Genomic DNA, 15,608 nt, shown 5'->3' with positions numbered 1-15,608 from the left:
CAGGTTCAAATCCTGTCCCCGCAACCAAATGGTCCCGTGGTGTAGTGGTTAACATGCCTGCCTGTCACGCAGGAGATCGCCGGTTCGACCCCGGTCGGGACCGCCATTTTATATAAAGAAAAGAACGAAACATGTTGTTTCGTATTTTTTTATTTGTTTTAACAAAAAACTAATAAAGACAGTCAAACTATCCTTAGGAAAACTCCTAAGGACTTTTTTATATATTCAAAACCTGTATAATAAAGAGCAGAGAACATTGTGAGTAAAGTAGGTGAAGTCTGTGAGTAAATATGAAATAACAACAAACTCTTCTGAGGAAACACAAAGATTATCAGAAAAACTAGGTGGACTTGCCCAGGCGCAAGATGTAATTATTTTAGAAGGAGATCTAGGGGCTGGTAAGACAACTTTTACAAAAGGACTAGCAAAAGGTCTTGGAGTGAAAAGAGTTGTAAATAGTCCTACCTTTAATATTATTAAAGAATATAAAGGGAGATTGCCGCTATATCATATGGACGTGTATCGCTTAGCAGAAAGTGAAGAGGACTTAGGTTTTGATGAGTATTTCTACGGTGAAGGAATTACCGTAGTAGAATGGGCTCATTTAATAGAAGCATTTTTACCAAATCAGAAGTTACAAATTAGTTTATTCCATGCTGGAGATGATACAAGGAAAATTGTACTCGAGCCAATTGGAGATCGATATATTAGATTATGTGAGGAGCTATTACAAGATGAAAGTACTAGCAATTGATACTTCAAATTACGTAATGGGTGTATCCCTTATTGAGGAAGGAAACGTAATTGGGGAAATCATTACAAACTTAACAAAAAATCATTCTGTACGTCTTATGCCAGCTGTAGAGAAATTGTTAAAAGAATGTGGTGTAAAACCGAAAGAATTAACTAAAATCGTTGTAGCTGCTGGGCCTGGATCATATACTGGTGTTCGTATAGGTGTGACAGCTGCAAAAACATTAGCTTGGTCACTTCAAATACCAATTGTAGGTGTATCAAGTTTAGAAGTAGTAGCTGCAAACGGTGCTAATTTTAATGGATTGATCTGTCCTTTATTCGATGGAAGACGTGGACAAATTTATACTGGGCTATATACATATAAAGGAGAGAATGTAACTTCTATAGAAGAAGACCGAATCATCCTTATTGTAGACTGGTTGCAAATGTTAAAAGATAAAGGAAAGCCGGTTTTATTTATTGGTAACGATGTTAGACTGCACAAAGAAACAATAATAGAACATTTAGGCAATCAAGCTGTATTTGCTCCTTTTACTAAAAATAACCCAAGACCAAGTGAGTTGGCGTTCTTAGGATTACAAAAAGAGGAACAAGATGTACATTCATTTGTTCCTAGTTATCTTCGGTTAGCTGAAGCTGAAACAAAGTGGTTAGAAAGTCAAAACAAGTAGGAGCTTGCAAAAGATGGATATGATATTTAGAAAGATGGAACTCGATGATATCGCTCAAATTGTAGCTATTGAAGAAGCGTCTTTTTCAACTCCTTGGACTGCAGATGCCTTTCGCCGGGAGTTAACGACGAATGAACATGCGCATTATGTTGTGCTAGAAAAAGATGGTCGTGTAATTGGGTATTGTGGATTGTGGATAATTATTGATGAATCACATATAACAAATATAGCTATTTTGCCAGAATACAGAGGTCAAAAGCTAGGGGATGCTTTATTGAATGAAGTTATTTCCGAAGCGAAAGATTTAGGGGTAAAAACGATGACACTTGAAGTACGTGTATCAAATGAAGTAGCAAAACAGTTATACAGAAAATACGGATTTCAAAATGGTGGAATTCGTAAACGATACTATGCAGACAATCAGGAAGATGGTCTCGTAATGTGGGTGAATATATAATGGAAAAAAATACGATTATACTTGGTATTGAAACAAGTTGTGATGAAACAGCAGTAGCAGTTGTTAAAAATGGAACGGAAATTATTGCGAATGTCGTTGCATCACAAATTGAAAGTCATAAACGTTTTGGTGGAGTTGTACCAGAGATTGCATCCCGTCATCATGTAGAAGAAATTACAGTTGTATTAGAAGAAGCTTTAAAAGAAGCAAATATCACTTTTGATGATATTGATGCAATTGCTGTAACAGAAGGACCTGGTTTAGTAGGAGCGCTTTTAATAGGGGTAAATGCAGCGAAAGCAGTGGCTTTTGCACATGATATTCCTCTAGTTGGTGTTCATCATATCGCTGGGCACATTTATGCGAACCGTTTAGTAAAAGAAGTTCAATTCCCACTACTATCACTTGTTGTATCTGGTGGACATACGGAGCTTGTTTATATGAAAGAACATGGTTCATTCGAAGTGATTGGTGAAACAAGAGACGATGCAGCTGGAGAGGCATACGATAAAGTAGCTCGAACGTTATCCATGCCATATCCAGGTGGTCCTCATATTGATCGCCTTGCACATGAAGGGGAACCGACAATCGATTTGCCTCGTGCATGGCTAGAACCTGATTCGTATGATTTCAGTTTCAGTGGATTGAAATCAGCAGTTATCAACACTGTGCATAACGCAAAACAACGCGGGATAGAAATTGCACCGGAAGATTTAGCAGCAAGTTTCCAAGAGAGTGTAATAGATGTGCTTGTAACGAAAGCATCTCGTGCAGCAGAAGCGTATAACGTAAAGCAACTGCTTCTTGCTGGTGGAGTAGCTGCGAATAAAGGACTTCGCGCACGTTTGGAAGCGGAATTTGCGACAAAAGAAAATATTGAGCTAATTATTCCTCCACTATCTTTATGTACTGATAATGCAGCGATGATTGCAGCCGCAGGTACAATTGCATATGAACAAGGAAAACGTGCTACATTAGCTTTAAATGCAAATCCAGGATTAGATATTGAAGCATAGTTATGCACAAAATTAACCACAGCTTGTGGATAAAACCCATATTATCTGTTGATAATGTGGGTTTTATTGTGTATATAAAATGTTGATAACTTTTTTATTAGTTGTGGATAATGTGGAAAAGTTATTTTGGGGTTTATTTTATAAAGGTGGATATGTGTATAACCTTGTGGATAAAGTAGATAAGGTCTGACCTTTACATGTATTCTTTTTTGGGAAATAAATAGCAAGAAGATATCTCTAAAAAACATTTTGAAATGTGCCCTTATTATAGAAGTGCGCTAACATTGTCAAACTTTGTCGGTTAATCGATATTCCGTGTCGAATCGTTTATACAATATGACGTTGATCCCAACTAGAAGATAAAAAGGATGTCGCATAGTCAAAAATCCCGACTTATGAGACACCCTTCTTATTCATACTCTTATAAATGCAATTCTTCCCATTCTGCCATACAAGCATCAAGTTGCTCTTGTAGTGTTTGCTTTTTCGTTGTAATTTCACTAGCCTTTTCATAATCTGCATATATTTCTGGTAAGCAAAGTTGATCTTCTAACGTAGCAATTTCTTCTTCAAATTCTACAATGTTTTGTTCTAGCTCCTCAATTTTTCGAGTGCGTTGACGCTCTAATTGTTTCCGCTCTTTTTCTTCGAGATAATTTAATTTTTCTTGAGCAACAGTTTTTTGAACAGGTGCTTGGTTTTCTTGCTGTTCTTGTTGTTCAAATGCTGCACGTTCAATCATTTCATTTTTCTTTTCAACGTAGTAATCGTAATCGCCTAAATACTCTTGTGCACCTTCTGTTGACAACTCAACAACGGTCGTCGTTACACGATTAATAAAGTAGCGGTCATGGGAGACAAATAGAAGGGTGCCTGGATAATCAATTAAAGCATTCTCTAAAATCTCTTTACTATTTAAATCAAGATGGTTCGTAGGTTCATCAAGAATTAATAAATTCGATTTTTGCATCATAAGTTTTGCAAGAGCTAATCGAGCTTTTTGTCCACCACTAAGAGAAGATACTGGTTTTAGTACATCATCCCCTGTGAATAAGAAGTTACCTAATATCGTGCGAATCTCTTTTTCAGGCTGCAAGGGATATTCATCCCATAACTCATTTAAAACCCGCTTAGAAGATGTTAAGTTTGCTTGTTCTTGATCATAATAACCAACAGATACATTGGATCCGAAAGAAACATCACCATGTAATAGTGGTAACTTATTCACAAGTGATTTTAATAATGTGGATTTCCCAATTCCGTTTGGACCAACTAAAGCAACGCTATCCCCGCGAGTTAAGCGCATCGTTACATGTTCAATAATCGGATCCTCATCATAGCCGATAGTTGCATCCTTTACTTGTAAAACATCATTTCCACTTTGTTTTTCGATATCGAAGTGGAAGGAAGCTGACTTAGAATCACCTAATGGTCTTGTTAATAATTCCATTCGGTCTAATTGTTTACGACGGCTTTGGGCACGTTTTGTCGTAGATGCACGCGCTATATTTTTTTGAACGAAGTCCTCAAGCTTAGCGATTTCATCTTGTTGTTTTTCATAACGTTTCATTTCTTGCTCGTATAGCGCTGATTTTAAGTCTAAATATTTACTGTAGTTACCAACAAATCGTCTGCTTTCTTTATTCGAAATTTCATATACTTGTGTAACGAGTTTATCTAAGAAATAACGGTCATGGGAAACGATTAGTATTGCGCCAGGATAGCCTTGTAGATATTGTTCAAGCCATGTTAATGTTTCGATGTCTAAATGGTTTGTAGGCTCGTCCAAAATAAGTAGGTCTGGTTTCGTTAATAATAATTTACCGAGAGCTAATCGTGTTTTTTGTCCACCGCTTAATGTAGAAATTGTCGTTTGGTGCGTTTCAACTGGGAAGCCAAGCCCACTTAAAATCGAGCGAATATCTGCTTCGTACTGATAGCCACCTTGATCTTTATAATTTAATTGTAATTGGTCATAGTCAGCTAATAATCTTTCGTATGTAGCCTCGTTTGAAAAGTTTTCTTCTTTTCCCATTTCGTGCTCTAGCCTTCGAAGTTTTGTCTCCATTTGCTGCAAGTGTGTAAAGACGGTTAACATTTCATCCCAAATTGTTAAAGACGTTTCTAATCCGGTATTTTGAGCTAAGTATCCGATTGAGACATCTTTCGGTTTTATAATTTCGCCACCATCATGAGATAGCTCACCAGCTATTATTTTTAATAATGTAGATTTTCCGGCCCCATTTCGTCCGACTAGTGCGATACGATCTTTCGTTTGAACTTCCAATTTTATGTTTGCAAGAATCGTTTCTGCACCGTATAATTTCGTAAGCGCGTTTACTTGTAATAAAATCAATGTTTTCACCTCAAATAATTTCTTAACTTTGCCATGTTTATATTTCTCAATCATACTAAAAATAGTGTATAGTTTAAAATAAAGAGAGAATACTTCTTCTCTTTATTATACAGGGAAATTCATGAGTGCTAAACTTCTGTATTTGATTCAAGTATATGAATAAAGATAGGAAGAGAGGAGAGGTTATATGGATCAGCAAAAAATTCCACAGGCCACTGCCAAACGATTGCCTCTATACTATCGATTTATCCAAAACTTATCTCTTTCTGGTAAGCAACGTGTTTCATCAGCCGAATTGAGCGAAGCGGTAAAAGTTGATTCCGCAACGATTCGAAGAGATTTTTCATATTTTGGAGCGTTAGGGAAAAAAGGTTATGGATATAACGTAAATTATTTATTATCATTTTTCCGTGAAACACTCGACCAAGATGATATAACACGTGTAGCACTTATTGGAGTAGGTAATTTAGGGACCGCTTTCTTACATTATAATTTCACGAAAAACAATAATACAAAAATTGAAATGGCGTTTGATGTTAGTGAAGAGAAAGTCGGGACAGAAATCGGGGGCATTCCTGTATATCATTTAGATGAATTAGAAGAACGTTTATCAACTGATATACAAGTGGCAATATTAACAGTACCCGCTACAGTAGCACAATCTGTAGCAGATAGATTGGCAGAAACGAACGTGCATGGTATTTTAAATTTCACACCAGCGCGCTTAAATGTGTCAGATAATATAAGAATTCACCATATTGATTTAGCAGTAGAGTTACAAACACTTGTTTACTTTTTAAAGAATTATCCACAATAAAACGCAGAGGAAGCGACCTCTGCGTTTTATTATTGTTTTTTCTTTGTGAATTTAACTAAGATAAGGCGAAGTGCCAAATTAAAATCAATTGTTGCCATAACTGCAAATAGTATTGTCCACATATTCCAGATTGTATCTGTTACGTTCGTAATGGCGAAGCGTGTAAAGATACACCCAAGAAGGAAGTACAATGCAGCCATGAACAATGGTGAGTTTCTCATACTAAAAATCCTCCGATAAAGCCTTGCATTTTTTCAGCTTCTTTAATCATTTCTTGAATTTGTTCATTGCTCATTAAAACTTGAGCAACTGCAACTAATGTATTCATTGCAACATGAGCTGCGATAGGGACGATAATACGCTTCGTTTTTACATATAAAAAAGCGAATACGAGTCCCATAGAAGTGTATACCAATAAGTGAGTGAAATCAAAATGAATTGCTGCGAATACGAGAGAACTAATGATAGCAGCAATAAAGAAGTTAAACTTCTTATAAAGTGTACCAAATAAAATTTTTCTAAATACGATTTCTTCCAAAATAGGTCCTATTATAGATATAACGATAAGGAACCAAGGTGTCGTTCTTGCGATATCCATAAGTCTCGCTGTATTTTCAGATCCAGGTTTAATTCCTAATAAACGCATTTCTATCATACCGGCAATACTTTGCGAGAAAAATGCTAAGAAGAACCCGATAAAAATCCAACCGATCGTAGCTGGAACCGAAGAGCGCATTGTATCTAAACGTCTGTCACGAATATCTGTTCTAAGTAACCAAAGTACGATACATAATGCAATAAAGAAACTAATGATTGCCCAGTGGCCAGTTATGAGTTGGAGTTTCTCCTCCCTAGTAAATCCCCTGTTATCATAAAGTCCAGTTTTCAGGAGAAGCGGTAATCCAGCAATGGATGACAACTGCATTAAAATGTATGTAACGATAACCCACCAATATTGTTTTTTCAAATGGTTTAACCATCCTTTCTAACTCTAGTGTATGAGATAAGGTAGGATAACATGTAAATATGCTACCTACGATATAAACCTCACGTAAATTATGTTTTTTTTGTAAATCCTCATTTGAAATTATAATAGAAGACAGGAGAAAGTTGTCTGTGTAGCGAAAACAACTTAGGGTGTCCTTTCATATTGTAACATACGAGTAGTGGAAACAACGATTCATATGGTAAAGGTAGAAGAAGAGGGACTCTATATAGAAAAGTGTATAGCTGAATTTGCGAAAAAATTATGATTTTTTTACTTGCAAAAGAAATTGAGATTATTTATTATTAGAAGTGTGTTAGCACTCGGGTGACTTGAGTGCTAATAAAAAAATTTACATAACAAAATGAGGAGGTTATTGTTCATGCTAAAGCCATTAGGTGATCGCGTTGTAATTGAGCTTGTTCAAGCGGAAGAAAAAACAGCAAGTGGTATTGTATTACCAGACACTGCAAAAGAAAAACCACAAGAGGGTAAAGTTATTGCAGTAGGTACTGGTCGAGTGCTTGAAAATGGTGAGCGTGTTGCTTTAGAGGTAGCAGCAGGTGATCTTATCATCTTCTCAAAATATGCAGGTACTGAAGTGAAATACGAAGGTACTGACTACTTGATTTTACGTGAAAGTGACATTTTAGCAGTTATCGGTTAATTATATAAATCTTAAAAAATCCAAGGGGGTCAATTATTATGGCAAAAGATATTAAATTTAGTGAAGAAGCACGTCGTTCGATGCTTCGCGGTGTCGACACTCTTGCAAACGCAGTAAAAGTAACGCTTGGACCAAAAGGTCGTAACGTTGTACTTGAGAAAAAATTTGGTTCACCACTTATTACAAATGACGGTGTAACAATCGCAAAAGAAATTGAATTAGAAGATGCATTCGAAAACATGGGTGCGAAATTAGTAGCAGAAGTTGCTAGCAAAACAAATGATGTAGCTGGTGACGGAACAACAACTGCAACTGTATTAGCACAAGCTATGATTCGTGAAGGTCTTAAAAACGTAACAGCTGGTGCGAACCCAATGGGTCTTCGTAAAGGTATCGAAAAAGCTGTTACTGCTGCAATTGCAGAATTAAAAGAGATTTCTAAACCAATCGAAGGTAAATCTTCTATCGCACAAGTAGCTGCTATTTCTGCGGCTGACGAAGAAGTAGGTCAATTAATCGCTGAAGCAATGGAGCGCGTTGGTAACGACGGCGTTATTACTTTAGAAGAGTCTAAAGGATTCACAACAGAATTAGACGTAGTAGAAGGTATGCAATTTGATCGTGGATATGCATCTCCTTACATGATTACTGATTCTGACAAAATGGAAGCGGTTCTTGATAACCCATACATCTTAATTACTGATAAAAAGATTTCTAACATCCAAGAAATCTTACCAGTATTAGAGCAAGTGGTACAACAAGGTAAACCACTTCTTATCATCGCTGAAGACGTAGAAGGCGAAGCGTTAGCTACATTAGTAGTGAACAAACTTCGTGGTACATTCAATGTAGTAGCTGTTAAAGCTCCTGGATTTGGTGACCGTCGTAAAGCAATGCTAGAAGATATCGCAATCTTAACTGGTGGCGAAGTAATCACTGAAGAATTAGGTCGTGACTTAAAATCTGCTACAATTGAATCTTTAGGACGCGCTGGTAAAGTTGTTGTAACGAAAGAAAACACAACTGTAGTTGAAGGTATTGGAAATTCACAACAAATCGAAGCTCGCATTGGCCAAATCCGTGCGCAATTAGAAGAAACAACTTCTGAATTCGATCGTGAAAAATTACAAGAGCGTCTTGCAAAACTTGCAGGTGGCGTAGCAGTAATTAAAGTAGGTGCAGCAACTGAAACTGAGTTAAAAGAGCGCAAACTTCGTATTGAAGATGCACTTAACTCAACTCGTGCAGCAGTAGAAGAAGGTATCGTTGCAGGTGGTGGTACTTCACTTATGAACGTATACACGAAAGTAGCTTCTATCGTAGCTGAAGGCGACGAAGCAACAGGTATCAACATCGTACTTCGTGCACTAGAAGAGCCAGTTCGTCAAATCGCAATCAACGCTGGTCTAGAAGGATCTGTAGTTGTAGAGCGTCTGAAAGGCGAAAAAGTAGGCGTTGGTTTCAACGCAGCTACTGGCGAGTGGGTTAACATGCTTGAAACTGGTATCGTAGATCCAGCTAAAGTAACTCGCTCTGCACTTCAAAACGCAGCATCTGTTGCAGCTATGTTCTTAACGACTGAAGCTGTAGTAGCTGACAAGCCAGAACCAAATGCACCAGCAATGCCTGACATGGGCGGCATGGGCATGGGTGGTATGGGCGGAATGATGTAATTCCGTTTGCTCGAAAAACATCCATTTCTATATAGAAATGGATGTTTTTTTATGTTTTTTAGAAAAGGAAATGAATTTCTGTAGAATTTTGTCGCTTTCTCTCTTGACCATATCGATACTTCATTGTTAGAATCTAGGAAGATAATATAAAACGATCCTTCATATATCCTCAAAGATAAGGTTTGAGAGTCTCTACCGGGTTACCGTAAACAACCTGACTATGAAGGCAGTGTGTCTTATATTTATAAAGAGCGGAAGACTATCTTTCTTTATAAAGCCAGACCCCTGCCTTTTCTTTGTTATGAGACTAGAGGCGGAGGACTGGCTTTTTTTATTATATTAGTAATGCTTTTCGCCAAATTGGTGAAAATATTTATATACGAGAACTAACGTTGGGGTGATTATTTTGAAGAAGCAGCATGATACAATTATCGTTTTAGATTTTGGGAGTCAGTACAATCAGTTAATAGCACGTCGAATTCGTGAGTTCGGTGTATACAGTGAACTTCATCCACATACAATTACTGCAGAAGAAATTAAAGCAATGAATCCAAAAGGGATTATCTTCTCTGGTGGACCAAATAGTGTATACGGTGAAGGTGCATTACATTGTGATGAAAAAATCTTTGAACTAGGATTACCGATCTTCGGTATTTGTTACGGTATGCAGCTTATGACACAACACTTTGGTGGTAAAGTAGAACGTGCAAACCACCGTGAGTACGGAAAAGCTGTTCTTAAAGTAGAGAACGAATCAAAATTATATGCGAACCTTCCAGAAGAGCAAGTTGTATGGATGAGTCATGGTGACTTAGTAACTGGTTTACCTGAAGGATTCGTAGTAGATGCAACAAGTGAGTCTTGTCCAATTGCTGGTATGAGCAATGAAGAGCAAAACTTATACGGTGTACAATTCCACCCAGAAGTACGTCACTCTGAGCACGGTAACGATTTAATTAAAAACTTCGTATTCGGCGCATGTGGTTGTTCTGAAGGATGGAACATGGAGAACTTTATCGAAGTAGAATTAGAGAAAATCCGTGAAACTGTTGGAGACAAAAAAGTACTATGCGCACTTAGCGGCGGTGTAGACTCTTCTGTTGTAGCAGTATTAATTCATAAAGCAATCGGCGATCAATTAACTTGTATTTTCGTTGACCACGGCTTACTTCGTAAAGGTGAAGCAGAAGGCGTTATGAAAACATTCAGCGAAGGCTTCCACATGAACGTTATTAAAGTGGATGCACAAGAACGCTTCATGAACAAGTTAAAAGGTGTAGAAGATCCAGAGCAAAAACGTAAAATCATCGGTAATGAATTCATTTATGTTTTTGATGATGAAGCTTCTAAATTACAAGGAATGGACTTCCTAGCACAAGGTACACTTTACACAGATATCGTTGAGAGTGGTACAGCAACTGCACAAACAATTAAATCTCACCATAACGTTGGTGGACTTCCAGAAGACATGCAGTTCAAATTAATTGAGCCTTTAAACACTTTATTTAAAGATGAAGTACGTGTATTAGGATCAGAATTAGGAATTCCTGATGAAATCGTATGGCGTCAACCATTCCCAGGTCCGGGTCTTGGTATTCGTGTATTAGGTGAAATCACAGAAGAGAAATTAGAAATCGTTCGTGAATCTGATGCGATTTTACGTGAAGAAATTATTAAAGCGGGCTTAGACCGCGAAGTTTGGCAATACTTCACTGCGCTTCCTGGTATGCGTAGCGTAGGTGTTATGGGTGACGAGCGTACTTACGATTACACAGTAGGTATCCGTGCAGTAACATCTATCGACGGTATGACAGCTGACTGGGCACGTATCCCTTGGGACGTATTAGAGAAAATCTCTGTACGTATCGTAAACGAAGTAAAACACGTTAACCGTATCGTGTATGATATAACAAGTAAGCCACCAGCAACGATTGAGTGGGAATAGTATTATAAAAAAAGATCCATCTATTGCTCATGCATAGATGGATCTTTTGTATTTTTATCGTTAATCCGAACGAAAGTATAAAAGTTTATAAAAATGTTCGTTTTTAAATTGACAAAACCACAAACTCGAGTTAATATGAGTATGTAATTCAAACGAAAAGTGAATATTATGCCGTCGTATAATATCGGGGATATGGCCCGAAAGTTTCTACCTAGCTACCGTAAATGGCTTGACTACGAGGCGTTTTTATAAAGGTGAGGGGAATCTTATCTTTATTCATAGAACGCTTCCATGTATATGTAATGGAAGCCTTTTTTATTTTTATAGATAAAAGAGGGCTAGGGGAAATACGGCGAGTAATCATATAACGGGGGAAACGTAAGATGAAACGCTATTTTCAGTTTGATGAACTCGGAACAAATTATAAAACAGAGTTCATAGCAGGGTTAACGACATTTCTATCTATGGCTTACGTACTATTTGTCAATCCTGCTACGCTGTCACTTGGAAATGTTAAAGGGCTACCAGCAGGTACAGGAATGGATCCAGGTGCAGTATTCGTTGCCACAGCATTAGCAGCAGCGATTGGTTCGTTAATTATGGGGATATTTGCGAAGTATCCAATTGCTTTGGCACCGGGTATGGGAATTAATGCGTTCTTTGCTTATACGGCAGTGTTAACGATGGGTATTCCGTGGCAAACAGCAATTGCTGGAACATTAATGTCAGGTATTATCTTTATTATTCTTACAGCTTCAGGTATTCGTGAAAAAATCATTAATGCAATTCCATCAGAGTTAAAGTTTGCAGTAGCGGCAGGTATCGGATTGTTCATTGCATTCCTTGGATTCCAAAATGCCGGAATTATCGTGAAAAATGATGCTGTTCTTGTTGGATTGGGGGATTTAACAAAGGGCACAACGTTACTAGCAATCTTTGGGGTTGTTACGACAATCATCTTCATGATTAAGAAAGTTAATGGTGCAGTATTCTACGGTATGATTCTTACAGCAATCTTAGGAGTAGCAACAGGATTAATTGATACTCCAAAAGCAGTAGTGGGAGCAATACCGAGTCTAGAACCAACGTTCGGTGCGGCATTAACGCACTTCGGAGACATTTTCACTGTTGAAATGGCGATTGTTATTATAACGTTCTTCTTTATCGATTTCTTTGATACAGCGGGTACACTTGTAGCGGTTGCGAATCAAGCGGGATTAATGAAGAACAATAAATTACCACGTGCAGGAAAAGCGTTATTCGCAGATGCGATTGCAACCGTAATCGGTGCGATCTTAGGTACATCAACAACAACATCTTACATTGAGTCGTCTGCTGGGGTAGCAGCAGGTGGACGTTCTGGATTTACAGCAGTTGTAACAGCAGGATTCTTCTTGCTAGCGCTATTCTTCTCACCACTATTAAGTGTTGTGACACCAGCTGTAACAGCTCCAGCATTAATTATTGTAGGGATCTTGATGGTTTCATCTTTAGGCGAAATTGATTGGAAGAAATTCGAGATTGCAGTACCAGCATTCTTTACTATCATTTCAATGCCACTTACGTATAGTATTGCAACAGGAATTGCGATTGGCTTTATCTTCTATCCAATTACAATGGTAGTAAGTGGTCGTCGTAAAGAGATTCATCCAATTATGTATGTTATGGGAGTTTTATTCGTACTATATTTCATCTACGTTCGTAAATAAAAGGGGTTTTTGAAAGGTCTAGACTTAAGGGGAGTCTAGACCTTTTTTGCGTCTTCAGAAAATCTTAAGGATTTCCGAGCGTTTTTCTTCAGAAGTTTTCCTATAATAGAAGTTAGGGATTAAAAAAGTGATGGGGGAGATATTGTGGCAACCGAAACAATACTTGTCGTAGATGATGAAAAAGAAATTAGGAATCTTATTACAATCTATTTAAAGAATGAAGGATATAAAGTATTACAAGCAGGGGACGGAGAAGAAGGGTTACGTTTACTAGAGGAAAATGAAGTGCATCTGGTTGTATTAGATATTATGATGCCAAAAGTAGACGGCATTCATATGTGTATGAAAGTAAGAGAATCGAAAGAAATGCCAATTATTATGCTTTCTGCGAAAACGCAAGATATGGATAAAATTTTAGGGTTAACAACAGGTGCAGATGATTACGTGACGAAACCATTCAATCCGTTAGAGTTAATCGCAAGAATTAAATCTCAGTTACGTCGTTATATGAAGATGAATGGTTTTGCTATTCAAAATGAGGACGAGTTAGAAATTGGAGAGATGAAAATAAACATCTCAACCCACAAAGTTATTGTGGCTGGAGAAGAAGTGAAACTGACCCCGCGGGAATTTTCTATTTTAGAATTACTGGCTCGTAATCCTGGGATGGTCTTTAGCGCGGAACAAATTTATGAAAAGGTTTGGAACGAAAGGTCTTTCCAGTCGGATAACACGGTAATGGTTCATATTCGGAAAGTGCGTGAAAAGATTGAAGAGAATCCAAGGAAGCCGATATATATAAAAACAGTATGGGGAGTGGGGTATAAGATTGAAAAAGATATTTAATCCATTTACTTATGTTAGGAAAATTCGAGAATTAATTGGAAAGATAGTGAAGAGTGTGAAACGGAGTATACGAATTCAACTTATTACTGCTTTTACTGCTTGTGCGTTATTAGGATTTTTGTCAGCGAAGGGAGCAGCGCCATTTTTTGAGAATGCGAATCGGCAGGCGACAATCGATTATCGGATTGGTATGGAACAAATTAACCAACAAGCTCAAAGTGTAGCGAATAATTCAGTTCAAGAAAATAAATTAGAGGCTATATCAAGTATGATTGAAATAGAGAATCAAAATTTAGAACGAGGTTCTCGAGCTTTAAAAGTATTGGTTACTGACGAGAGTGGTAAAGTTTTATATAAAACGAAGCAGGCACAAGAAGAGCAAATTGATTTGCATAATACGATTCGTAATGCAGCATCGTTTGCGATTAATTATTCAAACGGTCGAGATGTATTTGAAAATACGAGAAAAGAATTTATATCCTTTTCACCTATTACAATAGAAGATAAGAATTTATACATGTTTGTTAGTGGGATTCCAGAAGGTGAAGTCATATATGATACGCAAGAAGGACCGTTTCCATTTTTCATAGGTGTACTCGTATTTATTTTCTCTTTCTTCTATATAACAAAGAGAAAGATGAAGCAAATTGAAGCGATGGCACAAGGTGTAAAGGAAATAGAAAAAGGAAACTTAGCGTACCGTATTGAGAAAAAAGGTGAAGACGAGATTGCGTCTTTAACTGAGAATATTAATAATATGGCAGAAGAGCTTATGAATAATATAGAAAAGGAACGTAAATTAGAGAAGCAAAAGAACGAGCTTATTACGAATGTATCTCACGATTTGCGTACACCACTGACTTCTATTATGGGTTACTTGCGATTACTTCGAGATTCTAAATATGAAAATAAAGAACAACATGATGAGTACACGAGAATTGCTTTTGCGAAGTCGGAGCAGTTAAAGAATTTAATAGAAGATTTATTTGAGTATACGAAGTTAACAAATGAGCAAGTTATATTAGAAAAACAAGAGGTTTGTATAAATGAGTTACTCGATCAATTAATAGAAGAGTTAGTACCGCAAGCAGAAGAGCATGGACTTACGTTTGTTAAGAAGTTTCCTGAGGAACGTGCCTATGCGGCGATTGATTCGGAAAAGATGGTCCGTGTATTTGATAATCTATTAATGAACGCGATTAAGTATAGTAAAGATGATGGAGAGATAAAAGTTTCTCTTCAAAGGCAGCGCCGGGATATACAAATTGTAATTGCGAATCATAGTGAAGAGTTTACGAGAGAAGAGTTAGGGAGTTTGTTTGAACGCTTTTATAAGAAAGATCAATCCCGGAGTAGAGTAACAGAAGGGTCGGGACTTGGATTAGCGATTGCGAAAAGTATTGTTGAGTTGCAAGGAGGTAGTATTCGAGCTGAATATGAGGATGGTATTATTCAGTTTATCGTCTCGTTACCAATTATAGAAAAATAATAAACGAATAGAATGCTGTATGATAAAAAGGCTTATTTTAAAAGAAATAAGCCTTTTTATATTTTTTTAGAAAAACATGTTGACGATTAGAGTATAGAGGTGTAATATAAAACAAGTCGCCGATGCAATAACGCAGAACGCGGCAAACGAAATAAAAAACTTAGTTGACATTAACTAACGAAGATGTTAACATAAGGAAGTCGCAAATGAGCGACCGAGTA

At 37.2% G+C, this 15,608-nt stretch carries 14 protein-coding genes, 1 tRNA gene and 2 riboswitches; of the genes, 12 read left to right on the top strand and 3 right to left on the bottom strand.

The features are described from left to right. Positions 1-30: 30 nt before the first annotated feature. The 5 genes from ACTFOB_RS26115 (at position 31) to tsaD (ending at position 2,900) form a co-directional block, all read left to right on the top strand. Positions 31-106: transfer RNA gene (locus tag ACTFOB_RS26115), tRNA-Asp, on the top strand. 174 nt (positions 107-280) lie between these two features. Next, a complete protein-coding gene (gene tsaE, locus ACTFOB_RS26110; RefSeq protein WP_440030074.1) occupies positions 281-754 on the top strand; it encodes a tRNA (adenosine(37)-N6)-threonylcarbamoyltransferase complex ATPase subunit type 1 TsaE in 474 nt (157 codons plus the stop codon). Next, positions 735-1,427: a tRNA (adenosine(37)-N6)-threonylcarbamoyltransferase complex dimerization subunit type 1 TsaB gene (tsaB, locus tag ACTFOB_RS26105; protein ID WP_440030079.1), complete on the top strand. Its 693-nt coding sequence runs from the start codon at positions 735-737 to the stop codon at positions 1,425-1,427. The genes tsaE and tsaB overlap by 20 nt, the downstream gene beginning before the upstream one ends. 13 nt (positions 1,428-1,440) lie before the next feature. Continuing rightward, positions 1,441-1,884 (top strand): ribosomal protein S18-alanine N-acetyltransferase, encoded by a 444-nt coding sequence (gene rimI, locus ACTFOB_RS26100; RefSeq protein ID WP_440030081.1) that lies wholly within the window; start codon positions 1,441-1,443, stop codon positions 1,882-1,884. Continuing rightward, a complete protein-coding gene (gene tsaD, locus ACTFOB_RS26095; protein ID WP_064475181.1) occupies positions 1,884-2,900 on the top strand; it encodes a tRNA (adenosine(37)-N6)-threonylcarbamoyltransferase complex transferase subunit TsaD in 1,017 nt (338 codons plus the stop codon). Before rimI ends, tsaD begins: the two co-directional genes overlap by 1 nt. Before the next feature lie 421 nt (positions 2,901-3,321). On the opposite strand, the gene ACTFOB_RS26090 is transcribed toward tsaD, so the two are convergent. Further along, positions 3,322-5,256 (bottom strand): ABC-F family ATP-binding cassette domain-containing protein, encoded by a 1,935-nt coding sequence (locus ACTFOB_RS26090; RefSeq protein ID WP_440030094.1) that lies wholly within the window; start codon positions 5,254-5,256, stop codon positions 3,322-3,324. A 187-nt stretch (positions 5,257-5,443) separates the two neighbouring features. On the opposite strand from ACTFOB_RS26090, the gene ACTFOB_RS26085 reads away from it, so the two are divergent. Continuing rightward, complete coding sequence (locus tag ACTFOB_RS26085; RefSeq protein WP_000372703.1) at positions 5,444-6,073, top strand: redox-sensing transcriptional repressor Rex; 630 nt, start codon at positions 5,444-5,446, stop codon at positions 6,071-6,073. Between the two features lie 29 nt (positions 6,074-6,102). Here the strand turns inward: ACTFOB_RS26085 and ACTFOB_RS26080 are convergent, their stop codons facing one another. Both ACTFOB_RS26080 and ACTFOB_RS26075 read right to left on the bottom strand, forming a co-directional pair. Further along, a complete protein-coding gene (locus ACTFOB_RS26080; RefSeq protein ID WP_001246201.1) occupies positions 6,103-6,294 on the bottom strand; it encodes a YdiK family protein in 192 nt (63 codons plus the stop codon). Next, a complete protein-coding gene (locus tag ACTFOB_RS26075) occupies positions 6,291-7,040 on the bottom strand; it encodes a lysostaphin resistance A-like protein (RefSeq protein WP_440030084.1) in 750 nt (249 codons plus the stop codon). Before ACTFOB_RS26075 ends, ACTFOB_RS26080 begins: the two co-directional genes overlap by 4 nt. A gap of 400 nt (positions 7,041-7,440) precedes the next feature. Here ACTFOB_RS26075 and groES point away from each other — a divergent pair, with 400 nt between their 5' ends. The 6 genes from groES to ACTFOB_RS26045 all read left to right on the top strand — a co-directional run bounded on the left by groES (position 7,441) and on the right by ACTFOB_RS26045 (position 15,387). Next, positions 7,441-7,725 carry a co-chaperone GroES gene (gene groES, locus ACTFOB_RS26070; RefSeq protein ID WP_000917306.1) on the top strand — a complete coding sequence of 95 codons (285 nt, stop codon included), beginning with the start codon at positions 7,441-7,443 and terminating at the stop codon, positions 7,723-7,725. A 38-nt stretch (positions 7,726-7,763) separates the two neighbouring features. Further along, positions 7,764-9,398 (top strand): chaperonin GroEL, encoded by a 1,635-nt coding sequence (gene groL / locus ACTFOB_RS26065; protein WP_001029984.1) that lies wholly within the window; start codon positions 7,764-7,766, stop codon positions 9,396-9,398. A 139-nt stretch (positions 9,399-9,537) separates the two neighbouring features. Next, positions 9,538-9,639: riboswitch (purine riboswitch) on the top strand. Between the two features lie 165 nt (positions 9,640-9,804). Next, on the top strand, positions 9,805-11,343 hold the full coding sequence (gene guaA, locus ACTFOB_RS26060) for a glutamine-hydrolyzing GMP synthase (protein ID WP_000743915.1): 1,539 nt from the start codon (positions 9,805-9,807) through the stop codon (positions 11,341-11,343). A 154-nt stretch (positions 11,344-11,497) separates the two neighbouring features. Continuing rightward, positions 11,498-11,599: riboswitch (purine riboswitch) on the top strand. 127 nt (positions 11,600-11,726) lie between these two features. Continuing rightward, a complete protein-coding gene (locus ACTFOB_RS26055) occupies positions 11,727-13,052 on the top strand; it encodes an NCS2 family permease (RefSeq protein WP_440030087.1) in 1,326 nt (441 codons plus the stop codon). A 144-nt stretch (positions 13,053-13,196) separates the two neighbouring features. After that, positions 13,197-13,898: a response regulator transcription factor gene (locus tag ACTFOB_RS26050; RefSeq protein WP_073519049.1), complete on the top strand. Its 702-nt coding sequence runs from the start codon at positions 13,197-13,199 to the stop codon at positions 13,896-13,898. Further along, the gene (locus ACTFOB_RS26045) at positions 13,882-15,387 is read left to right on the top strand and encodes an ATP-binding protein (protein ID WP_440030091.1); all 1,506 of its coding nucleotides are present in this window, start codon (positions 13,882-13,884) and stop codon (positions 15,385-15,387) included. Before ACTFOB_RS26050 ends, ACTFOB_RS26045 begins: the two co-directional genes overlap by 17 nt. The last annotated feature ends 221 nt before the right edge of the window (positions 15,388-15,608 follow it).

This window comes from Bacillus cereus group sp. MYBK79-1, from assembly GCF_051915365.1.
In the GTDB taxonomy this organism is placed as follows: Bacteria; Bacillota; Bacilli; order Bacillales; family Bacillaceae_G; genus Bacillus_A.
Note: the sequence above shows the minus strand (reverse complement) of the source record. Positions and strands in the feature narration are given on the sequence as shown.